Consider the following 23,045-nt stretch of genomic DNA (forward strand, 5'->3'; position numbering starts at 1 on the left):
TTCCTATATAGCCATACCATTAAGTTAAATATCTTTCCATTAAGAAAAGGTTCAAAACACCAAAATCTTTAGCACAATAGAATTACTAAATTTAATTTAATGTGGTTTGAAGAGTGTCGAACTCACCCATAGACATAGCGAGGTGAAGTATGGATACTATCAGCTTCCTGAGACAATATACATCAGGAGAACGGAATTTTAATCGAGTCAATCTGCATCAAGCAAAGCTAACTAAAGCTAACTTAAGTGGTGTCAATTTATCTGAAGCTGACTTGAGTGGTGCTGACCTCAGTGGAGCTAACTTAAGTAAATGTAACTTAACCAGGGCAAATTTGACTAATGCTGATTTAAGTAGAGCTAATTTGCAAAGTGCAAATTTGAGTGAAGTTAACTTAATTGGTGCTGATTTAACAAAAGTCAACTTCAAAGAAACTAACCTAAGTGGTGCAGATTTACGTGGTGCAAATTTAAAGTTGGCTAACCTACTGGGTGCAAACCTCAGTGAATCTGAAATTAGTGGTGCTGATTTTAGTGGTGCTAATCTTCAAAATGCCAATTTGATTGGTAGTAATATCAATGAAGCCGAACTGAATGGTGCAAATTTAACTAACGCAATTATCACTGAACAAGAAATAAGCGGCGAAGTTATGCACATAGGTTTATCCCATAAATGGATAACTTGGGCTGGAAGTTATTGATATTCTTGGGAACTGGCTCAGTTATCAGTTTTTTCACTGTTTACTGTCCCCTGTTCCCTATCACTTAATAAACCAGAGGTGTGACACCACGCATCTGACGTAAAGAATTTATACAAGCAGGGCAATCACAGCCAAATAAATCGATCGCTTTATTGCTTTCTTCAACATTAAACTCTAGCAAGAGAACATCATCTGGAGTAGAAGCATCTTCTGGTTGAGCTTGATATTCTGGAACTTGGGCTAATACGGAAGCTCTTGCACAGACTAAACCAACTTTATGTTTATTGCGAATACAGGACAAATTATCTGTATTTTTAGCTCCTGGTTCCGCAGCTTGTGCCTGGTTTAGCATAACTCCCATAGTCAACAAAGAGCTAATCAACACAGGAGAAGAAAACAAGGTTAGTATAAATTTGTTCATTTTTGTCTTTGATAAATGTTCTTGAATGTCAAGAATATACGATTAGATATTTCAATTCAAGTGAACAGGAATCAGGAATAATAATATTCACTATCAATTAGCGTGGTAGAACATCTTCAAGACGCATTTGCAGAAGAGGTAAAAGAGGAGATTGAATAAATTCGCGCAAACGATATTGTTGCTGGCGGTAATCTTCGCCAATTAGTTGACAAACTGTAAATGTGGGTTGCTTCGGTTTACCAATAAAAACAATGCCACCCAGTCCTCCATCATCGACAATCCAATATTCAGGAATTCCTAACAAGGCGTATTCTTCAACTTTACGGGCATAATCAGTTTCCCAGTTGCTAGTGACAACTTCAACTACTAATTTAATTGATTGACCTAAAGCGATGACTGGTTCATGTTCCCAAAAAGGTTCATGTTGAAGCACCGTTTCATCTAATACTACAATATCAGGACGGCGGGCTGTGGCTGTTTCTGCGAAAGGACGGATTAGACAGGTGCGAGGAATAAACCAAGGCAGTTGGGCTGTAGTAATGGCAATACCCAATTGAGTTGCCAGTTTACCACCAACGGTTTCATGAGGGCCAGTTGGTTCCATGTCAATTAATTCTCCGTCTGCAAGTTCATAGCGAGGGTTTTTACCATATTGGATGAGAAATTCTGCTAAGGTTAATGGTTTTGTTAATGCTTGAACCATAAGTCACCTACATCTTTTGCTGCTATTATTTTAGCTTGACATTTTCCTTATTTTCTGAATTACTAACAGTGTTCTTGCGTGATTTTACCCATTGTTAATCCACCTAAGAATCTGCTTTGATATTCTCAAAGTTTATTCATATATAAAAAATGCTGGCTAGAGTTTGGAGTGCATCAATTGTTGGTATAGATGCTGTTAAAGTCGGTGTGGAAGTTGATGTTTCTGGGGGTTTACCGGGAATTGTGGTTTTGGGTTTACCAGATTCTGCAATTCAAGAGTCTAGGGAAAGAGTGAAAGCAACTCTCAAAAATGCGGGTTTTGCTTTTCCGATGCGGAAGATTGTAATTAACCTGACTCCCGCAGATTTACGTAAGGAAGGCCCAGCTTTTGATTTGCCGATTAGTGTCGGTATTTTAGCGGCTTCTGAGCAGGTTAACGCTGATTTGTTGGGAGATTTTTTATTTTTAGGAGAAGTCTCCTTAGATGGTAGTTTACGCCCTGTGGCTGGTGTTCTTCCCATTGCGGCAACTGCGGAAAAGATGGGAATTACGGCTTTGGTAGTGCCGGTTGATAATGCTCAAGAAGCGGCTGTGGTGGCAGGATTAGCTGTTTATAGTTGCCAACATATTTCTGATGTGGTGGATTTGTTAAATAATCCAGAACGTTACAAACCTGTAAAATTGGCTGCCAGGGAAGAAGGGCTACAGGCGGTATACACTGGGGCAGATTTGCATGATGTGAAGGGTCAGGCTCATGCGCGTCGGGCTTTGGAAATCGCTGCGGCGGGAGGACACAATTTGATTTTTGTGGGGCCGCCTGGTAGTGGCAAGACGATGTTAGCACGTCGCTTACCGGGTATTTTACCACCGTTGGAGTTTTCTGAGTCTTTAGAAGTGACTCGGATTCATTCTGTGGCTGGGTTGTTGAAAAATCGTGGTTCTTTGGTGCGCGATCGCCCTTTTCGTAGTCCTCACCATTCGGCATCTGGTCCATCTCTAGTTGGTGGTGGCACTTTTCCCCGTCCTGGAGAGATATCTTTATCGCACCGAGGGATATTGTTTTTGGACGAATTAACAGAATTTAAAAGAGATGTATTAGAGTTTCTGCGTCAACCTTTGGAAGATGGTTTTGTGACGATTTCCCGCGCTAAACAATCGGTAACATTTCCGGCACAATTTACTTTGGTGGCAAGTACTAATCCCTGTCCTTGCGGTTACTATGGTGATACGATTCAACAATGCACTTGTTCACCTAGACAACGGGAGCAATATTGGGCAAAGTTATCTGGGCCTTTGATGGATAGAATAGATTTGCAAGTGGCTGTAAATCGTTTGAAACCGGAGGAAATTACCCAACAACCAACGGGAGAAGAATCGAAATCTGTAGCATTAAGAGTACAGAAGGCACGAGAACAGGCAATCATGCGGTTTCAATCTGAAGCAAATCTGCGTTGTAATGCCCAAATGCAAAGTCGTCATTTACAAACATGGTGCAAGTTAGATGATGCTAGTCGCAATTTACTGGAAGCAGCTATTAGAAAATTGGGTTTATCGGCTAGGGCAAGCGATCGCATTCTCAAAGTAGCACGCACGATTGCAGATTTGGCAGGAGATGATGATCTCAAACCGCAACACGTAGCAGAAGCAATTCAATATCGGACAATTGATAGGATGCAGTAATTTTGATCCAAGCAAATGCTCTTGTTTTTTACAGCACTTCCTGCTGTTATGAGGTACGATTTTTCATCGCCAACCCTGTAGGGGCGGGGAAACCCCGCCCTCAAGTGTATTGCATTCAACAGAGAACCGGTGTAACTTCAGACAGATTTGCAGAAAAGTAAATTAAATATAAAGTTAATTAATAGTGGCATTATAGACCTTGACATTTTACCCCTGACCAGCGATAAAGGTCAAGCAATGCAATTTTTACGACAAAGGTGGAAATTTGCAGCCAAGCAAACTGTTGTTTGTAGCGATTTAGGTAATGATATTGCTTTATTCGCTGTAAGTAACGAACGGGGAATCTTGTCGGGAATGCTCACAAAGAGTTACTCCCATGACACAATCAACACCGTTACTTCGCACAAAGCTGTTGTGCTGGGGGGATTATGGAAGGCTTTAAATATTTTGGGTTTCTAGAATGATTAGCTATCTTAAAGGTATCGTCGCTGGTGTCCAAACAATTAGCGCTAATCGCGTCATTTTGACGTTAGAGGTAAATGGGTTGGGTTACGATTTGCAAATTCCGCAGCGTCTAGCCAACCAATTAACAAGTACTGGAGATGTGGTACAAATATTTACCCATTACCAGATTCGGGAAGAAGTTCCTTTACTCTATGGTTTTTCTTCGCCATCGGAACGGGATTTATTTCGGCACTTGCTATCTGTGAGCGGTATTGGTGCAGCTTTAGCGATCGCACTTTTGGACACTTTGGAATTACCAGAGTTAGTCCAAGCGATTATTGCTGCTAACACTCAAATACTAATTCAAACTCCTGGAGTGGGTAAGAAAACCGCTGAAAGGTTATGTTTAGAACTCAAAAGCAAGTTGATTGAATGGCGCAAATCAGCAGGCTTCTTCGTGGCTACAGGTGGTCCTGCACCAGGAATCCTCGAAGAAGTGCAAATGACTCTCTTCGCTTTGGGATATACTGCCCATGAAGTCAGTCACGCTCTGCACGTAGTCAGCGAAAATATTGGTTTACCCAAAGATGCCTATGTGGAAGATTGGATCAAACAAGCGATCGCCCATCTTAGCAGTACTGAAGCTGGGGTGTAGGAGTCAGAAGAGTACCGAGTACTGAGTACCGAGTATCGAGTAGTTTTAGCTTTGAATTAGATTCTGGACTTCGTTTATTTTTAATCTGCTGTAATGGTGTAATGTACATCAAGTTCTGAGTAATGAATCAAAATCCTTACGCTTGGATAGAGGAATCTCTAGCAACAATTCATCGGGCTGACTGGTATCGTTCAGTACAAACAATTAACAGTCGTCCCGGTGCAGAAGTGCTATTATCTGGGCAAGAGGTGATTAATTTTGCCAGTAACGACTACTTGGGACTAGCAGCAGATCAACGCTTACAAAAAGCTGCAATTACTGCTATTCAAAAATTGGGAACTGGCAGCACAGGTTCTCGCTTACTCAGCGGACATCGAGAATTACACAGAGATTTAGAACAAGAAATAGCATCTACCAAACAAACACAAGATGCAGTAGTATTTAGTTCTGGATATTTAGCTAATATAGGTGCAATTACTGCATTAGTCGGTAAACGAGATTTAATCTTATCAGATGAATATAATCACTCCAGTTTAAAAAATGGAGCAATTCTCAGCGGTGCAACTATTCTTGAATACCCACATAATGGTAATGCAGTACTAATAGAGAAATTACAGCAACAACGTCAAAACCATCGCCGCTGCTTACTGATTACAGATAGCGTCTTCAGCATGGATGGTGATTTATGTCCTTTACCAGAATTATTAGATATAGCTGAAGAATTTAATTGTATGCTGTTATTAGATGAAGCCCACGCTACCGGAGTCATGGGTAAAACCGGGGCTGGTTGTGTGGAACATTTCGGTTGTACAGGTAGAGAATTAATTCAAATTGGGACTTTAAGTAAAGCCTTGGGTAGTTTAGGCGGATATGTAGCTGGAAGTAACACCCTCATAGACTTTTTGCGGAATCGCGCCCCCAGTTGGATTTATACCACAGCCCTGTCACCCGCAGACACAGCCGCAGCATTAGCAGCATTCAAAATAGTCCAACAAGAACCCCAACGCCGTGAGCAATTATGGCAAAATATAAATTATTTGAAACAACTAATTTCTGATAATTTACCTAATTTAAAAATATTACCTTCCGAATCACCAATATTATGTTTTCAATTATCTGATGCAGCCACAGCAATAAAAGCGGGAAAGCATCTGAAAGAAGCTGGTATTTTTGCTCCGGCAATTCGTCCTCCTACAGTCCCCACCAGCCGGATTAGAATAACCATGATGGCGACACATAAAAAACAGCATATTGAAAAATTGGTGGAAGTTTTACAGGGGATGCAACTATAGGACTAATCCCTGAAGTTCATAAGAACCATCACAGAAAATTATTATAAGAACACTTTTTGAGTATACAGGTATAATACCAGAAAAAATGTGTATGTCAATATCAATTGCTCAAAAGACCAAAATTCGTCAAATTATTGACAATATTCTCAATAACATTGATAATCAACCAGACTTATTGCGAAGAAAGGGGTAAATTACTTTTTTCGCAAACTCCAGATTTAAAAAACTTATATTTGCTAAAACAATTAAATCCTCGACTTCTTCACGAATAATTGAGGATTGCTATACTTGTTAAAAGATAAAAGTAATGTAGGCAATGAGTGAAACTCAAACCCAGTTACCAACAGATACGTGGATTTATGCTTCTTGGCAAGAGTATGAACAAAGATTCACTAACTTATTCAACGAGAAAGCAAAAAGCTACTATTACAAAGGACACATGAGGCTGGAGATGTCACCAGTTAGCTTTGATCATGGTCAAGACCATGTGATAATTATATTTCAGTAGCCTTATTCTTTATACTGTTTTTCAATTTGCAGATATTTAGGAACACCCATGAGTTCTTGAAAATCTTGAAAATTCATCAAACCGGGAAAATTAACAGTAGTTTCTTGTGCTTTGAGATGACGAAAACAAGTACTCATGACTTCAGTTACAGCCATAAGTGCAGTGAGAGGGAAAAAGATAATTTTAAAACCTAATTTTTGTAATTCTGCTGGAGAAATTTCCGGTGTTTTTCCACCTTCTACAATATTAGCAACTAACGGCACATCAGGGAAAGCTGCGGCTATGGTTTGTAATTCTGCCACAGATTGGGGTGCTTCCACAAACAAGACATCTGCACCGGCATTGATGTATGATTTTCCTCGTTGAATAGCTTCCTCTAAGCCCAAAGGTGCGCGGGCATCAGTTCTAGCTATAATTACCAAACCGCTATCACCACGCGCTTCCACAGCAGCACGAATTTTACCCGCGTGTTCAGTCATGGGTATGACCTGTTTACCTTCAAAATGACCACACTTTTTCGGCCATTCTTGATCTTCCAAAATTACCCCAGCTAAACCTAACTGTACGGCATCTTTTACAGTCCGCATCACATTTAAGGCGTTACCATAACCCGTATCACAATCGGCAATTAAAGGTATATTAATTGACTGACAAATCCGCCCGACACTGTAAAGCATTTCCGTAGCGGTGAGAAACCCATAGTCAGGTAAACCCAATGTAGAAGCAGCAATACCAAAACCACTTGTAGCAGCAACTTCAAAACCGGCTTTTTCTACAAGTTTTGCACTCAAACAGTCATAAACACCAGGAATAATGATAATTTCAGGTTGTGCTAGTAATTCCCGCAGTTTTTCGGCAGCAGACATATAAGTAACAATAAGTGTACTCTTTTGAGAATACAACCAGTTTGATACAATGAGGAAATTTTCAAACTATAGATTATTTTTTTCGGTTATATCTAGGAATAAAGCTGGGTGTGACAATCAATGGCTTTTGTAGAGTGTGTCAGATATTGAAAATCTGTTGATTATTTAATGAATAATCGGGTCTGTCTCACTCTACTAATATAACAGTTACGTAAGTCCTGATATCGTGCAATTGCAGCAGTTAAATTCAAACTAAATTTGTTTAAATTCACATTTAAGTATATGACAAATAATATAAATGATCTGGAATCATTCCGTGCATTAGCATTGCAAGTTACCTGTCATGCAGTCAATCAGGCAAGCGATCGCACTGAAGCCTGTTCTATGATCCAAAATACCATTAAACGCTTAGAACAACAAATCGCTGCCAGTATTGCTTTTATCGGTTTTGACTGTCGTTTAATTGTCCTTCCTGAATATTTCCTTACAGGCTTTCCCTTGGGAGAATCTCTAGAAGCATGGGCAGAAAAAGCTTGTTTAGAAATGGCAGGGGCTGAATATGAAGCACTTGGTAAAATTGCCCAAAAACATAAAATCTTTTTAGCTGGTAATGCTTATGAACTAGATCCCAATTTTCCAGGTTTATACTTTCAAACCTGCTTTGTAATTGATCCTTCCGGCTCAATTATTTTACGCTATCGACGGCTAAATTCTATGTTTGCACCCACACCTCATGATGTTTGGGATAAATATCTTGATTGCTATGGATTAGAGGGAGTTTTCCCCGTTGCAAAAACCGAAATTGGCAATTTAGCAGCTTTAGCATCTGAAGAAATATTATATCCAGAAGTTGCCCGTTGTTTAACAATGCGTGGTGCAGAAATATTACTACATTCCACATCAGAAGTTTATAGCAAAAACCTGACACCAAAAGATGCAGCTAAAATCACTCGTGCTGTCGAAAATATGGTTTACGTCGTCTCAGCCAATACAGCAGGTATAATTAATAGTCCCATTCCTGCGGCTTCTGTCGATGGTGGGTCTAAAATTATTGATCATCGAGGCATCGTATTAGCAGAAACAGGTGCAGGGGAAAGCATGGCAGCCTTTGCTGAGATTAATATAGCAGCATTGAGGAGCGATCGCACTAGGCCAGGTTTAAATAATCTCCTCTCCCGTCAGCGATTTGAACTTTATGCTCAAACTTATCATCAGTCACACTTCTACCCACCTAATACCATGCTAGATGGCAAAATAGACCGCAAACATTTCATTCAAACACAAAAAGATACCATTGAACGCCTCACTAAATTAGGGATAATTCGTAATTCGTAATTCGTAATTAAGATAATACCTTTTGACAAATGAAAAATGACAAAACCAATTGAAGTCCGCAACCCTCGCACAGGGAAATTTGATTACGTCATTATCCCACCACCACCCAAACTGCTATCCCAGCAATGTCACCGACTCCGCAGAGGGCAAATTCATTGGCAGGAACTCGGTATTGAAGGTAGAATTGATGCACTCAAGCAATGGAAACAAGCCATATTATCTGAGCGCAAACAGTTAACAGATGCCTTGGTAAATGATACAGGTAGATTATCAACAACCGTACTAGAAATAGACTCTTTTCTCTCAAGTATTGATAGGTGGTGTAATTTAGCTCCCCAGTTACTACAAGAAACCTCCAAAAATACAGCTATTCCCTTTATTGCTTTACAACAAACAGCTGTTCCTTATCCTCTGGTAGCTGTAATTAGTCCCTGGAATTTTCCCTTATTGTTATCTACAATTGATACAATTCCAGCTTTACTAGCAGGTTGTGCTGTCATAGTTAAACCCAGCGAAATTGCTCCCCGTTTCGTTGCACCATTGATGACTGCACTAAATACAGTTCCTAAATTACGCGATGTTTTAAACTTTGTAGAAGGAGCAGGACAAACAGGAGCAGCTTTAATTGAAGAAGTAGATTTAGTATGCTTTACAGGCAGTGTTGAAACAGGGCGTTTAATCGCACAAGCCGCAGCGAGAAACTTTATTCCAGCTTTCTTAGAATTAGGAGGAAAAGATCCAGCTATAGTTTTAGAATCAGCCAATCTAGACTTAGCAACTTCAGCAATTTTATGGGGTTCTGTCATCAATTCAGGACAGTCATGTTTATCAATTGAAAGAATTTATGTTGCTGAATCTATCTTTGAAAAATTTTATCATCAATTAGTAACTAAAGCCTCACGTCTACAACTAGCCTATCCAACAGTTGAAAGCGGTGAAATCGGTCCCATCATTTCCGAAAACCAAGCTGCAATTATTAATGAACATCTACAAGATGCCCTATTACAAGGAGCAGTAATTCACTGTGGTGGTAAAGTAGAAGAATTAGGTGGTGGTTGGTGGTGTCGTCCCACAGTTATGACCGAAGTTGATCATGCCATGAAAGTGATGACTGAAGAAACATTCGGTCCCATTATGCCAGTCATGCCTTTTTCCACAGTAGAAGAAGCAGTAGATTTAGCAAACGACTCTATTTATGGACTTAGTGCGGCTGTATTTGCTCAATCAGAAGAATTAGCAATTGAAGTTGCCCAAAAAATAGACGCAGGTGCTATTAGTATTAATGATGCAGGTTTAACATCTATGATGCACGAAGGAGAGAAAAACGCCTTTAAATTTTCTGGTTTAGGAGGTTCTCGCATGGGTGCAGCAGCATTAAAACGCTTCATGAGAAAAAAAGCCTTTCTAATTAAAACCAACACCAATAAAGACCCGTGGTGGTTTAATGAAGGAGAATAGGGAAATGGGAAATGGGTAAAAGTTGTTCCCAATTACCAATTACCAATTACCAATTACCAATCACCAATTACCAAACCAATTATGTCTAATATTCGTTTAGAAATGCCAGTTTTAGCCCGTCATGAAGGTGAATGGGTGGGAACTTATACCTTGGTTGATACAACAGGAAAAATTCTGGACAGTCATCAATCTCATTTAAGTTGCCAATTTCCTGAAAATAGCGATTATTCTTACTATCAAATTAATCGTTATACCTGGGAAGATGGTAAACAAGAAGAGCATAAATTTCCAGGGACATATCAAGATAAAAAACTCTGGTTTGATACCGAACGTATTCAAGGTAAAGCTTGGGAAGTTGATGATTCAACCGTTATTTTGTGGTTTGGTTATAAACAGTTTCCAGATATGTACCTATATGAAATGATTCAAATCAGTCCTGATAACAACTATCGCGCTCGTACTTGGCAATGGTTTAAAAAAAATCAAATTTACCAACGCACTCTTATTCAAGAAGAAAGGTTAAAATAATAATTCTGTGATTAAATTCCCACTTGACAAGGTATAGGCATGGCAAAAAGCGACAAAATCAACTTTTCTACCCCTAGCGGTTTTCCCGAATTTCTACCCAGCGAAAAGCGTTTAGAAGTATATTTATTAGATATAATACGTCGTGTATTTGAAAGCTATGGCTTTACACCCATTGAAACCCCAGCAGTTGAAAGGTTAGAAGTGCTGCAAGCCAAGGGAAATCAAGGTGATAATATAATATATGGTATTGAACCTATTTTACCACCAAATCGCCAAGCAGAAAAGGATAAATCTGGTGAAACTGGTTCGGAAGCAAGAGCTTTAAAATTTGATCAAACTGTTCCCTTTGCTGCTTATATTGCCCGTCACTTAAATGAATTAACCTTTCCCTTTGCACGTTATCAAATGGATATGGTTTTTCGAGGAGAACGGGCAAAAGATGGACGTTTTCGGCAGTTTCGGCAATGTGATATTGATGTCGTTGCTCGTGGTACACTCAGTTTGCTATATGATGCCCAAATGCCAGCAATTATCACCGAAATATTTGAGGCAATTAATATTGGTGATTTTGTAATTCGCATTAATAACCGGAAAATTCTTACAGGTTTCTTTCAATCTGTAGGAGTTGCAGAAAACCAAATTAAAGCTTGTATTGGTATTATTGATAATTTGGAAAAGATTGGAGAAGCCAAAGTTGAATTAGAGTTAGAAAAAGAAGGTATTTCTACAGAACAAACAGAGAAAATTATTGAGTTTATTAAAATTGATAATAGCGTTGTTGGTACTTTAGATCAACTCAAATACCTAGCTAGAAGATCAGAATCAGAGCAATTCAATTTAGGAGTTAGTGAATTAGAAACGGTAATTAATGGAGTTAGAGATTTAGGAGTTGCTGACAAACGTTTCTGTATTGATTTATCTATTGCTCGTGGTTTAAATTATTATACGGGAACTGTTTACGAAACTACTTTAATAGGACATGAAGCATTAGGTAGTATTTGTTCTGGAGGCAGATATGAGGAATTAGTGGGGATGTTTTTAGGCGAAAAAATGCCTGGAGTGGGGATTTCCATTGGTTTAACTCGGTTAATTAGTCGGTTGTTAAAAGCGGGTATTCTCAATACTTTATCTGCAACACCTACCCAGGTAGTGGTAGTGAATATGCAAGAAGATTTAATGCCTGTTTATTTAAAGGTATCACAGCAATTAAGACAAGCAGGAATTAATGTTGTGACTAATTTTGAAAAACGTCCTTTGAGTAAACAATTTCAAGCCGCAGATAAACAGGGTATTCAATTTTGTGTAATTATTGGTTCCAATGAGGCCGCAGCCGAAAAAGTATCATTGAAGGATTTGAAAAGCGGTGAACAAGTAGAGGTGGCTTTGGCAGATTTAGCTGAAGAAGTTAAACGTAGACTGGGATAATTTTTCGTTTCTAAACTCTGTGGAGGAATTCCTAATTTGATTTGATATTTTAGCTGCTACGATGAATGTTCCAAAACAAAGAAAGCCCCAGTCCACCATCTATATAAATGTGTTGACCTGTGATAAATCGGCTTTGCTCTGAACAAAGAAAAGCTACTAATGGTGCCACATCTTCTGGTTGACCCCATCTTCCCATTGGGGTGGCATTTGGTGGTAGTTGGTCGATGTAGGGAAGTGTCTCTAAAACCTCATCCCATACCTGAGTTTTTATGTAGCCGGGTGCAACAATGTTAACAGTAATTCCTTTTGGAGCTAGTGCTAAAGCGTAGTGTTTGGCAAGTACTTCTAAAGCTGCTTTTGCTGGAGCTAACATAGCATATACTTTGCCAGGATCATGAACACCATGTCCAGACATGACTACTACCCGACCTTCACCATCATTCATGTAACTCAATGCCTTTTCCATACACCTAAGAAAAACTTTTGGGTAAAGTTCCTGTGCCTCATTATACTGTTCAAAAGTAAATTCCCCAGGAAGTTTAGCCCCAATCAGATATCCAGCCAAGTGGACAAAGGCAGTCAATTGGCTGTTAAATTGTTCTTCTACTACTCTAAAAAAGGTATCAACTGTTTCGGTTTTTTTGATGTCACCAGCTACGGTGACAACTTTGATGTTATGTTTTTCTAACTCTTTCTTTGCTAAGTCTGCGGCATGATGGTTGGAACTATATCCAAGAATGAGATTAAAGCCTTCTCTGGCTAGTTGACGGGAAATAGCTAAACCTATGCCACGAGTACCTCCAGCCACCAATGCAACTTTCATTAGCATGACCTAAATTTTGTTATTTAAGGATTTACAAAAATTTTATCAGTTAACAAGGTATGGCTATCCTATTTGAGTTGAGAATCGCTCTCGCTATCCCAATCAAATTCTGTTTTACTAACTTTTTAAATACCTGGTAGAAAAATTCTGCCATGCGGGGTGAGACACCTGATGGGGATAACACTGCACTCAATATTAGCAATATGAGAACTATAATCGTTAGTGAATTGATTCCTTTGGCTAGGTATCAATTAATTAGGGCGATCGCATAACTACAACGGAACTGCGATCGCTTCTTTTAACTCTCCAACACCTGATCTACCTCTCTACAAGCCTTGTACCAGCGTTGTTCCCAGTCGCCATTAATGATAATATAGAGTCTATCGCGTGATTCTAAAGCTTGAATACAGCGCATACGGTCTACGATTACCTTCCTCCTCAATCCACCGGGGACATTTCCCAAACAGGACATCGCATACCAACCATATATTTGTAAAAAAATGTAAATTACCTGGAGAATTGCATCTGAATTTAAAAGGGATAATTAATAGATGACTACTAAATCAGAAAACACTTTAAAAATAGCTCAACAAGCATTTGAGCATTTTATAAATGGTCTAGAAACAGGTAATTGGCAGAATTTTCTAGATATGCTCACAGACGATTTTAGTTTTTGGTTCCCAATGGGGAAATTTCACGGATTAAATGTAGGTAAAGAACGAGCAAAAGAGTTTTTTGAATATGTTTCTGAAGCTTTTAAACCTGGATTAAAGCTTACGTCTGTAGATAACATTACTAGCAACGAAAAAACTGTTATTTTTGAATTTAGAGATGAAGGCAAATTGCTAGGAGAACCTTATAAAAATCGCGTTGCAGTTGCTTTTGATGTCAGAGAAAACAAAATTTGTGGTTATAGAGAATATTTTGGTAGTGATGGAAAATCCTATTAGTTTTTAATACACAATTAAATTTATAGCTATTTTAAAAAAATCTTTTTCCCCTCCACGAAACAATGAAGAGGGTTTAGGGGCGGGGTAAAAATAAGATAAATTCTATATTAGAGTAATTTATTTAAAATTAATTGCCCTCAGTATTTAAACTATTAATTTCTCTACATTTGACTTCAGCCGCTTGATAAGCTGTCAAATATTCTTGATCACCTAACATTAAATCACCATAATATTCATAAGGTGATTGACCATAAACTGGCAGAGGATCATCCTCTGGATAATCTTCTTTTGATTCGTCAATTATGGCTTTTAGTTTTTTGAGAGTTAGACTCTGTGCGGGAAAATACCAAAGGGTTTTATGGTTTTTTTGTAAATAAGGAAAAGTGGGATCGATAATCACTTCATCTAATTCAATCCAACCATGTTCAACAGGTTTATAAGGTTGACCAGTAAACACTAAAAAACCTTGAACATATTTTGATCCTTCAGTTGCCAAAGCAGCTTTATAAGCATTTTCAAAAGGTTTTTTAGCTTTACTTTTGATGCTTTCAGCAACTTGCAGAGATAGTGATTCATCTAATAATTTATTCATGGGTGAAATTAGCCTCCTCTAATTACTGTCAATTCTATCATCTCTTAATGTCTGCACTTGTAAACCGATTTTCACAATTTTTTAAGTAGGATAGAAAGATAAAAAAATCTTATCAGTATGATATAAGTTCAGGTTTTACCCTTTTGCAGTATATGTAAGGCTGCAAAGAATGATGATATCAATTGAATGGTTAAGTCTTTATCTGTGTTTATCTGCGTTTATCTGCGGTCAATTATTCTTGATATTTTATTCCATGCGACTTCATATCAATTTGGGATCAGAATCATTTTATTTTCTAAATCATTAGTAAATGTGAGAGTTTCAATCCCTAATAGGGATTAATGAAAATTGCAATCCTCCTAGGTCAAAACAGAGAGACATTACTTGGTTTCAATCCCTAATAGGGATTAATGAAAATTGCAATATTAGCCAAGTTAAAGCGATCGCACAATATACAGCGTTTCAATCCCTAATAGGGATTAATAAAAATTGCAATTGGATGATCCTAAACAGATCCTATTATGTTGGTCACTAGCTGTTTCAATCCCTAATAGGGATTAATAAAAATTGCAATACTTCTACAACAGGGTCGTAATCAATCCGAAGTGGTTTCAATCCCTAATAGGGATTAATAAAAATTGCAATTTGTAGGCTATGCAGGGTGTAGTTTTCATTGTTCTATTCCATGGTTTCAATCCCTAATAGGGATTAATAAAAATTGCAATTTCAATACGTTCACTTACTCCACAAACTGATTCATGTTTCAATCCCTAATAGGGATTAATAAAAATTGCAATGCTAACCAACAAGAGGAATCACTATTGATTATTGTTTCAATCCCTAATAGGGATTAATAAAAATTGCAATATGCGGCTCTTACAAGATTAGAATTACTGGAAGATGTTTCAATCCCTAATAGGGATTAATAAAAATTGCAATTTGGCTTGATGCCCAGTGCTTTGGCGATTTGCTTACAGTGTTTCAATCCCTAATAGGGATTAATAAAAATTGCAATCAAAAGAAAAATTTATTGGTTGCACAAATGGCCTCTTTTTTGTTTCAATCCCTAATAGGGATTAATAAAAATTGCAATATGTAACAGCAGAGAAAACCGCTTATGTTCAAGTTTCAATCCCTAATAGGGATTAATAAAAATTGCAATAAGCAAGCCAGAAAGTTTTACGAACTTGCATTAGGTGTTTCAATCCCTAATAGGGATTAATAAAAATTGCAATTTCTGTAGGTGAGATGATGAGCATGATTACTCTTTGTTTCAATCCCTAATAGGGATTAATAAAAATTGCAATAGTTGATATTAGGTTTGTTAATATGTCGCCAATAACAAAAGTTTCAATCCCTAATAGGGATTAATAAAAATTGCAATCAAATTCAACAGCTAATTACCCCTGTAATTTCTAGTTTCAATCCCTAATAGGGATTAATAAAAATTGCAATTGTTGCTACTGGCCCATTACCTTCTGATAAAGCGTTTCAATCCCTAATAGGGATTAATAAAAATTGCAATGTACAAGTACCCGATGCCAAGATTAGGTTCTCTGCTTCAATCCCTAATAGGGATTAATAAAAATTGCAATATTACTTAAGAACTACTTTAAAGAATTGGAGCAAGGTTTCAATCCCTAATAGGGATTAATAAAAATTGCAATATAGCCTAAGAATTTTTCTTTGCCCGGAACGCCTTACGTTTCAATCCCTAATAGGGATTAATAAAAATTGCAATTAATATCACCCTCAAGATTTTCCGGAATTGTAGCAATTTGAGGTTTCAATCCCTAATAGGGATTAATAAAAATTGCAATAATATCACCCTCAAGATTTTCCGGAATTGTAGCAATTTGAGGTTTCAATCCCTAATAGGGATTAATAAAAATTGCAATATAACTTCAGAATTGAGCCAATAAGTTCCATTCCAAAATGTTTCAATCCCTAATAGGGATTAATAAAAATTGCAATTTGCAGCCCAACCACTAATATTTTTACCAATATTCTGCGTAATAGAGTTTCAATCCCTAATAGGGATTAATAAAAATTGCAATATCAGGATAAGAAAGACCATCTACCCTATGTGCGCGGTTTCAATCCCTAATAGGGATTAATAAAAATTGCAATAACTTCGTACCATTAGGCGCAAAAGGGACAACGGTGTTTCAATCCCTAATAGGGATTAATAAAAATTGCAATTTCTCCAGTGATTCTCACTCTAAAGTACCTGTAAAAGTTTCAATCCCTAATAGGGATTAATAAAAATTGCAATTGCAGATATATTTTTATTCAATCAACAGCCCTTTTATGTTTCAATCCCTAATAGGGATTAATAAAAATTGCAATCAGCGATGGAGTAAAAAACTTTTCTTCTCGCCTGCCATTTGTTTCAATCCCTAATAGGGATTAATAAAAATTGCAATTGGGCGACTATTTTGGGGTCAATGTCGCTCAATGTTGCGTTGGTTTCAATCCCTAATAGGGATTAATAAAAATTGCAATTTGGAGGGATTAAACCATGTCCTGACGGCTAATGGTAACGTTTTGTTTCAATCCCTAATAGGGATTAATAAAAATTGCAATTATCGAGTAAGGGCTGGTTTATTCTTGCAGGGATATGTTTCAATCCCTAATAGGGATTAATAAAAATTGCAATTGGTAGACAACCTTGTGATTGCACTGGACAAGATGTTTCAATCCCTAATAGGGATTAATAAAAATTGCAATTGGCAAATATGAATCCTGATCAACGCCAAGTGCTTGGTTTCAATCCCTAATAGGGATTAATAAAAATTGCAATTCGCCGTAATTTATTCAGGTAAAACGATTTCATTGTTTCAATCCCTAATAGGGATTAATAAAAATTGCAATGGCAGGCTATGTGGGAGGCACTACTGCCATTGATGTTTCAATCCCTAATAGGGATTAATAAAAATTGCAATAGCGGCATCCTGGAAGCCTGTCTGTATTTGGTTTTCAAGGTACGGTTGCGCGATTGGTCTCATCATAGTCCATTTCAGAAATTGTGTCAAGAATGAAAATCGCTGAAACCCAGTCTGGGTAAGGTGCGCGGATGGTTGACTAACATGAATAGCCGCAAAACCAAGCCTATCAAGAGATACAGACATTTTTTCAGTTTCTTGATTTTTTACACCTACCCAGCCGCGCTAAAAGGCTGGTTGTCAACTATTCTTAATACTCTCCACCAGTCACCTTACTCCGGAAGACAATGTACTGATACAGATTGTAAAACAACATTACCGGAATCAGGAAACCGATAAAAATAATCATGATTACCAAGAAGAAGATTAAAAATGAATTGGGTTTTGCATGAACCCTGACATTCCCCCAGTAGTAAAGTGGAGATATTGTTAGGAATGCTGTGTATGTGAAGTATTGTATCCCCTACAGTTACCAAAACTGTAACGGTGATCAAATCTCACCCTGCTCAGGACTATTCTAGGTAAGTACAACAGGGCAACTATCTTGAGTGTGAGGATTTAGCAATGTCTTACCCGATTCCGTCCAAAATGTGGCAGCGCGTCAGTATTTTAACATTCTTATTATTACTACCAACAGTAGGAATTGCCGTTTTAAATCAGTCTCTGACAAAAGCAATTCCCACCAATCAGACCACCTCAGCCAACTCCATTCTACCCAGTCACCTAGACTATCAAGCACTCCAGGCATTAGTCAACAATTATAGTTGTGTCGTTTCCGTTTCCAACTTTGGCACTCTTCCCGTCACCCGCACAGAATTTGCTACAGTCTTGAATACTTGTTCAGAGCGAATCAATGAACTAATAGCAAATAACCCCACCACAGTTGCCCAAACAGACCTGCAAACTCTACAACGCTTGCAAAAAGAATTTGCACCAGAGTTAGCAACCCTCAACAATCCCAAAGAAGAAGATAAATTAGAAGCTCGTAGCAATATCGCTCCCACTCAACCTACCAGAGAACGCACTGAAGCTCAATCTATTGGTAAGACTAAACCATCAGGCGTAGTCATGGCACCACCCCTTAACGATAGTAGATTTAGTTCACCTGTCATTAATGAGTCCCTTGACCGTCCAATTAGCCCTAAACGTACAGTTGGGGGCAGTATTAATGGTATGATTGCCCCCGAACCTGAAATCAATTGGCAATTCAATACAGAGAACTATAACCGAATTGATGATAATCCCTTTCATCGGGTTAGTAATGATCCCCTTTCTACGTTTTCCATAGATGTAGATACGGCATCCTACAGTAATATGCGACGGTTTATTACCCAAGGACAATTACCACCGAAGGATGCAGTAAGAATAGAAGAATTGATTAATTATTTTACTTATAATTATCCTCAACCCACAGGAAATAGACCTTTTTCCGTCACGACTGAAGTGACTGCTGCTCCCTGGAATCCCCAACACAAGCTGGTACAAGTAGGTTTACAAGGTAAACGTTTAGAGAGTGAAACTTTACCACCTAGCAATCTAGTATTTCTAATTGATGTCTCCGGTTCTATGGGTGAACCCAACAAATTACCCTTGGTAAAACAGTCCCTGAAATTATTGGTGAATAAACTCAGTCCTGAAGACAGGGTAAGTTTAGTAGTTTATGCAGGAAATGCGGGTGTAGTCTTACCTGCTACCCCTGGAAGTCAAAAAACAAAAATTCTGGCAGCCATTGACCGCTTAGAAGCTGGAGGCTCTACTGCTGGTGGTCAGGGTATTGAATTAGCTTACAAAATCGCCAAACAAAACTTCCTCAAATCTGGTAATAACAGAGTAATTTTAGCCACTGATGGAGATTTTAACGTCGGGGTTTCCAGTGATGCCGAATTAACCAGATTAATTGAACAGAAGCGAGACCAGGGAATTTTTCTCACAGTTATAGGATTTGGTACTGGTAACTATAAAGATGGAAAAATGGAACAATTAGCTGATAAGGGTAATGGCAACTATGCCTATATTGATACCTTATTAGAAGCCAAGAAAGTCCTAGTTAATGACATTCGGGGAACACTATTTACCATTGCCAAGGATGTGAAAATTCAGGTGGAATTTAATCCTGCCAAAGTCCAAGCATACCGCTTAATTGGCTATGAAAACCGCCTGTTGCAAAACCAAGATTTCAATGATGATAAGAAAGATGCGGGGGAAATTGGCGCTGGTCATTCTGTGACAGCACTGTATGAAATTATTCCTACTGGCACGAAGAGTGATGTGAAACTGCCAGAGGTAGATCCTTTGCGGTATCAGCGTTCTGGTGTAACTGCGACCGATACTGCTGATAATGAGATGATGTTGGTGAAACTCCGCTATAAATTACCCCAGGACAGCACCAGTCAATTGATTACTCAGACTATCAAAGATAGTGAATTCAACGCTAACCTAACACCATCAACTAATTTGAGATTTGCTGCTGGGGTAGCCACTTTTGGCATGATACTACGTGATTCTGAGTATAAGGGAAATGCTAACTATGATTTGGTGATGAAATTGGCAACTCAAAGTAAAGGGGAAGATACGGAGGGCTATCGCGGTGAGTTTATTCGCTTGGTAGAGCAATCTAGGGAGTTAATGACTAGGAAGTAATGCAAGACAAGGAATACGCCGAAGGCATCGCTTTGGTTCAATGCTCTCATCCGCTACTTTTGAAATCGCAGACAAAAGTTTTGTGAGGTAATTGACTTTTTTGGTGAATTACTTTGTCCTGGTGTCACATACTCGATTGCGAGATTGAGATATGTTATTTTTGCACAATCTCTTTTATCCCCATCACAAGCTATGACACTCAATTTATATTTACTGCGACATGGCGAAACTACTTTTAGTCAAAGTGGTAATTTCTGCGGTAAAACTGATGCGGAGTTGACCTCAGAAGGGATGCAGATGGCGGAGAGTTTTGCCGATGTTTATCAAAACTTGAAGTGGTCAGCGGTTTATGCTAGTCCGATGAAGCGCACCATTGCCACTGCCAAGCCATTTTGTGATGCTATTGGTATGGAGATGCAGGTGCGGGAAGGACTCAAAGAAGGTAGTTACGGCGAATGGGAAACCAAGAGTAAATCGTTTGTTCAAGAAAATTACCCAGAAAACTATGTAAAATGGTTGACAGAACCCGCTTGGAATGCACCCATTGGTGGAGAAACTGCGGTAGATATTGCTAACCGTTCTATGCCTGTAATTGCGGAAATTCAAGAAAAACATCCCCAAGGTAATATTTTAGTGGTTTCCCATAAAGCCACGATTCGGATTATGCTTTGCAGTTTACTGGGAATTGATTTGGGACGCTATCGCTATCGGGTAAATATTTTGGTCGCTTCGGTAAGTATGGTTAAATTTGACGTTAATGGTCCTTTGTTAGAAATATTAGGCGATCGCTATCATATACCTGATCATATTCGCTCTCGTCCAGGAACATAATAGTGCCTCAAAAAAATTTAGCACTTTTCAACCCCCGACATATCAAACAGTAGACTTGTCCAACGGAGACATTACCCTTACCAACGCGATGGTAACTAAAATGACACCTTGGATATAAATCCACTAGATTTTCCTTCTTTATACACACTCAACTTTGCTTTAACTTCGGGAATTTTTTTAGCCATCATTCCACCGTTATATGGCAAGCCGAGCGATCGCAGATTCTTGGCAGGATAATTGTAAAGCGACTTATGATCCCAGCCAAAGTCATCAGCTATTGTGACTAGATTGGCATTTGGCTGTAAAATACCTTCATGCTACTAGGATTCAAGACCGAGAACCGCTATATATTCAGGAGTATTCTTGGAAGAAGGTGCTAAAAAAGCCTATTTCAGAGATTAGATAATGCCATAGGGATGAGAAAACACAACACTCTAAACAATGCTGGTAAACTGACTGCTTTACTCTGTTTACTCACCCTCTTACTCACACCTTTTGTGATCGTTAATGCTGGTGAACGCGGTGTATTAATGAAATTCGGTCAAGTCCAAGAACAAATATTAGGAGAGGGAATTCACTTAATTATCCCTATCGTTAATACAGTTAAAAAAATCAGTATCAGAATTCAAAATCAGGAAATATCGGCTGAGGCTGCTTCTAAAGATTTACAGAACGTTTTTACTGATGTAGCTCTCAATTGGCATATTCTCCCAGATCAAGCTAATACGATTTTTCAACAAGTTGGTGATATAAATAATGTTGTTGAATGCATTATTAATCCAGCCATTGAAGAAGTGTTAAAATCAGTTATTGCCCAATATACTGCTGAAGAAGTAATTACAAAACGCGGAAATGTCAAAACGGAATTAGATCAGGCCTTAACCGCAAAATTAGGAAGCTATAATATAGTATTTGATGATATTTTTTTAGTTCATATTCATTTCTCTGACAAATTTAGAGAAGCTGTAGAATCAAAACAAATTGCGGCTCAAGAAGCAAAACAGGCTGAATTTATCGCTTTAAAAGCAGTGAAAGAAGCAGAGACAAAAGTTAATTTAGCTAAGGGTGAAGCAGAAGCTCAAAGCTTACTCAGAAATATTTTAACACCCGAATTACTTCAAAGACAAGCTATAGAAAAATGGAATGGGAAACTGCCATTAATTATGGGTAAGGATAATCTGAAGCTTGGGAATATTCAGGAGTTAATTACAGCTAGTGAAAATTAAACTTCAAGCTATCCATAAGCATTTTTAATCTAAAATCAAAAAGTTGGTAATTTTTCCCCATCAATAAATTATGCAAGGAATCTGGCTCGAAAATAATCAATTACAACTCCGCACAGATATTCCCATCCCCGAACCACCAGCAGGAGAAGCTTTAATAAGGGTTTTGCGTGCAGGTATCTGTAACACAGACTTAGAATTACTTAGAGGTTATTACCCCTATACTGGCATTATCGGCCATGAATTTGTCGGTGTTGTAGAACAAGGTGCAGACGACTTAATTAATAAAAGAGTTGTCGGTGAAATCAATGCTGTTTGTGGTTATTGTCGGTTTTGTCGTCGGGGACAACCCACACATTGTGAAAATCGCACGGTTTTAGGTATTGTCAACCGTAATGGTGCTTTTGCTGAGTACCTTTGTTTACCTGTTGAAAACTTGCATCCAGTCCCGGAAAACGTCTCAACTGAAGCTGCAACTTTCACCGAACCTATAGCAGCAGCATTGGAAATTCAACAGCAAGTGCAATTATGTAGAGATGATCGAGTTTTAGTAGTGGGAGATGGTAAATTAGGGCAATTGGTAGCCCAGACACTAGCGTTAACGGGTTGCGATTTATTAGTGGTGGGACGACACAGAGAGAAATTGGTTAATTTAGAAGCACGAGGGATAAAAACTGGGTTAGCTGATACCGTTATCGATAGATATTTTGATATCTCTGTTGATTGTACAGGAAATTCAGAAGGATTTGCGATCGCTCGTCGGGCTTTACGTCCTCGTGGCACACTAGTACTAAAAAGTACCTATGCAGGCAATCTCAGCCTAGATGCTTCCTCATTAGTAGTAGATGAAATTACCCTAATAGGTTCTCGTTGTGGACCCTTTACCCCAGCATTAGAGTTATTAGCAACAAAACAGGTGGATGTAGAACCACTAATTAATGCTTATTATCCCCTGAGTGAAGGTTTAGCTGCTATTGAAAAAGCGCAAACTAAAGGAGTTTTAAAGGTGCTGTTAGAAATAAATTAGCA

The 23,045-nt window shown here is 38.3% G+C and carries 20 protein-coding genes, 2 pseudogenes and 1 CRISPR repeat array; of the genes and pseudogenes, 16 read left to right on the forward strand and 6 right to left on the reverse strand.

The features are described from left to right. The first annotated feature begins 149 nt into the window (after positions 1-149). Positions 150-698 carry a pentapeptide repeat-containing protein gene (locus ACSQ6I_RS16695; protein ID WP_438891413.1) on the forward strand — a complete coding sequence of 183 codons (549 nt, stop codon included), beginning with the start codon at positions 150-152 and terminating at the stop codon, positions 696-698. 64 nt (positions 699-762) lie between these two features. Here the strand turns inward: ACSQ6I_RS16695 and ACSQ6I_RS16700 are convergent, their stop codons facing one another. Then, positions 763-1,119, reverse strand: a complete 357-nt coding sequence (locus ACSQ6I_RS16700; protein ID WP_438891414.1) for a hypothetical protein — start codon at positions 1,117-1,119, stop codon at positions 763-765. 97 nt (positions 1,120-1,216) lie between these two features. Next, positions 1,217-1,822 carry a Uma2 family endonuclease gene (locus tag ACSQ6I_RS16705; protein WP_438891415.1) on the reverse strand — a complete coding sequence of 202 codons (606 nt, stop codon included), beginning with the start codon at positions 1,820-1,822 and terminating at the stop codon, positions 1,217-1,219. 149 nt (positions 1,823-1,971) lie between these two features. Here ACSQ6I_RS16705 and ACSQ6I_RS16710 point away from each other — a divergent pair, with 149 nt between their 5' ends. From ACSQ6I_RS16710 to ACSQ6I_RS16730, 5 genes and pseudogenes are all read left to right on the forward strand, one after another. Further along, on the forward strand, positions 1,972-3,501 hold the full coding sequence (locus ACSQ6I_RS16710; protein WP_438891416.1) for a YifB family Mg chelatase-like AAA ATPase: 1,530 nt from the start codon (positions 1,972-1,974) through the stop codon (positions 3,499-3,501). A 135-nt stretch (positions 3,502-3,636) separates the two neighbouring features. Then, positions 3,637-3,965: pseudogene (locus ACSQ6I_RS16715) on the forward strand (HAD family hydrolase); the annotation flags it as partial. After that, a complete protein-coding gene (gene ruvA, locus ACSQ6I_RS16720; protein ID WP_015216408.1) occupies positions 3,962-4,600 on the forward strand; it encodes a Holliday junction branch migration protein RuvA in 639 nt (212 codons plus the stop codon). The pseudogene ACSQ6I_RS16715 and the gene ruvA, both read left to right, overlap by 4 nt. Before the next feature lie 122 nt (positions 4,601-4,722). Next, positions 4,723-5,892, forward strand: coding sequence for an 8-amino-7-oxononanoate synthase (gene bioF, locus ACSQ6I_RS16725; protein ID WP_438891417.1), 1,170 nt, complete (start codon positions 4,723-4,725; stop codon positions 5,890-5,892). A 316-nt stretch (positions 5,893-6,208) separates the two neighbouring features. Next, on the forward strand, positions 6,209-6,400 hold the full coding sequence (locus ACSQ6I_RS16730) for a hypothetical protein (protein ID WP_438891418.1): 192 nt from the start codon (positions 6,209-6,211) through the stop codon (positions 6,398-6,400). A gap of 2 nt (positions 6,401-6,402) precedes the next feature. On the opposite strand, the gene ACSQ6I_RS16735 is transcribed toward ACSQ6I_RS16730, so the two are convergent. Then, on the reverse strand, positions 6,403-7,266 hold the full coding sequence (locus ACSQ6I_RS16735) for an isocitrate lyase/PEP mutase family protein (protein WP_438891419.1): 864 nt from the start codon (positions 7,264-7,266) through the stop codon (positions 6,403-6,405). A gap of 282 nt (positions 7,267-7,548) precedes the next feature. Between ACSQ6I_RS16735 and ACSQ6I_RS16740 the strand changes: the two genes are divergently transcribed. The 4 genes from ACSQ6I_RS16740 (at position 7,549) to hisS (ending at position 12,012) form a co-directional block, all read left to right on the forward strand. Next, a complete protein-coding gene (locus tag ACSQ6I_RS16740; RefSeq protein ID WP_438891420.1) occupies positions 7,549-8,601 on the forward strand; it encodes a nitrilase-related carbon-nitrogen hydrolase in 1,053 nt (350 codons plus the stop codon). A gap of 36 nt (positions 8,602-8,637) precedes the next feature. Continuing rightward, positions 8,638-10,059 carry an aldehyde dehydrogenase family protein gene (locus ACSQ6I_RS16745; RefSeq protein WP_438891421.1) on the forward strand — a complete coding sequence of 474 codons (1,422 nt, stop codon included), beginning with the start codon at positions 8,638-8,640 and terminating at the stop codon, positions 10,057-10,059. Between the two features lie 81 nt (positions 10,060-10,140). Continuing rightward, positions 10,141-10,587, forward strand: coding sequence for a DUF3598 family protein (locus ACSQ6I_RS16750; protein WP_438891422.1), 447 nt, complete (start codon positions 10,141-10,143; stop codon positions 10,585-10,587). Positions 10,588-10,626: 39 nt separating this feature from the next. Beyond that, a complete protein-coding gene (hisS, locus tag ACSQ6I_RS16755; RefSeq protein ID WP_438891423.1) occupies positions 10,627-12,012 on the forward strand; it encodes a histidine--tRNA ligase in 1,386 nt (461 codons plus the stop codon). A gap of 49 nt (positions 12,013-12,061) precedes the next feature. Here hisS and ACSQ6I_RS16760 read toward each other — a convergent pair whose 3' ends face one another. After that, complete coding sequence (locus tag ACSQ6I_RS16760; protein WP_438891424.1) at positions 12,062-12,841, reverse strand: SDR family NAD(P)-dependent oxidoreductase; 780 nt, start codon at positions 12,839-12,841, stop codon at positions 12,062-12,064. Positions 12,842-13,386: 545 nt separating this feature from the next. Here ACSQ6I_RS16760 and ACSQ6I_RS16765 point away from each other — a divergent pair. Next, complete coding sequence (locus ACSQ6I_RS16765; protein WP_438891425.1) at positions 13,387-13,785, forward strand: nuclear transport factor 2 family protein; 399 nt, start codon at positions 13,387-13,389, stop codon at positions 13,783-13,785. Positions 13,786-13,912: 127 nt separating this feature from the next. On the opposite strand, the gene ACSQ6I_RS16770 is transcribed toward ACSQ6I_RS16765, so the two are convergent. Together ACSQ6I_RS16770 and ACSQ6I_RS16775 are read right to left on the reverse strand one after the other, a co-directional pair. Next, the gene (locus ACSQ6I_RS16770) at positions 13,913-14,377 is read right to left on the reverse strand and encodes a hypothetical protein (RefSeq protein ID WP_438891426.1); all 465 of its coding nucleotides are present in this window, start codon (positions 14,375-14,377) and stop codon (positions 13,913-13,915) included. A 318-nt stretch (positions 14,378-14,695) separates the two neighbouring features. Next, positions 14,696-17,322: direct repeats of the CRISPR family, unit length 37 nt; unit sequence GTTTCAATCCCTAATAGGGATTAATAAAAATTGCAAT. A gap of 250 nt (positions 17,323-17,572) precedes the next feature. Then, a pseudogene (locus ACSQ6I_RS16775) lies at positions 17,573-17,680 on the reverse strand (cytochrome d ubiquinol oxidase subunit II); the annotation flags it as partial. A gap of 206 nt (positions 17,681-17,886) precedes the next feature. Here ACSQ6I_RS16775 and ACSQ6I_RS16780 point away from each other — a divergent pair. From ACSQ6I_RS16780 to ACSQ6I_RS16800, 5 genes are all read left to right on the forward strand, one after another. Continuing rightward, a complete protein-coding gene (locus tag ACSQ6I_RS16780; RefSeq protein WP_438891427.1) occupies positions 17,887-19,962 on the forward strand; it encodes a YfbK domain-containing protein in 2,076 nt (691 codons plus the stop codon). Positions 19,963-20,154: 192 nt separating this feature from the next. Further along, a complete protein-coding gene (locus ACSQ6I_RS16785; RefSeq protein WP_438891428.1) occupies positions 20,155-20,793 on the forward strand; it encodes a histidine phosphatase family protein in 639 nt (212 codons plus the stop codon). Between the two features lie 108 nt (positions 20,794-20,901). After that, positions 20,902-21,030 (forward strand): hypothetical protein, encoded by a 129-nt coding sequence (locus ACSQ6I_RS16790; protein ID WP_438891429.1) that lies wholly within the window; start codon positions 20,902-20,904, stop codon positions 21,028-21,030. 179 nt (positions 21,031-21,209) lie between these two features. Beyond that, complete coding sequence (locus ACSQ6I_RS16795; RefSeq protein ID WP_438891430.1) at positions 21,210-22,019, forward strand: prohibitin family protein; 810 nt, start codon at positions 21,210-21,212, stop codon at positions 22,017-22,019. 70 nt (positions 22,020-22,089) lie between these two features. Then, complete coding sequence (locus ACSQ6I_RS16800) at positions 22,090-23,043, forward strand: MDR/zinc-dependent alcohol dehydrogenase-like family protein (protein WP_438891431.1); 954 nt, start codon at positions 22,090-22,092, stop codon at positions 23,041-23,043. Positions 23,044-23,045: the final 2 nt, after the last annotated feature.

This window comes from Anabaena sp. WFMT, from assembly GCF_051781005.1.
Classification (GTDB): Bacteria; Cyanobacteriota; Cyanobacteriia; order Cyanobacteriales; family Nostocaceae; genus Anabaena.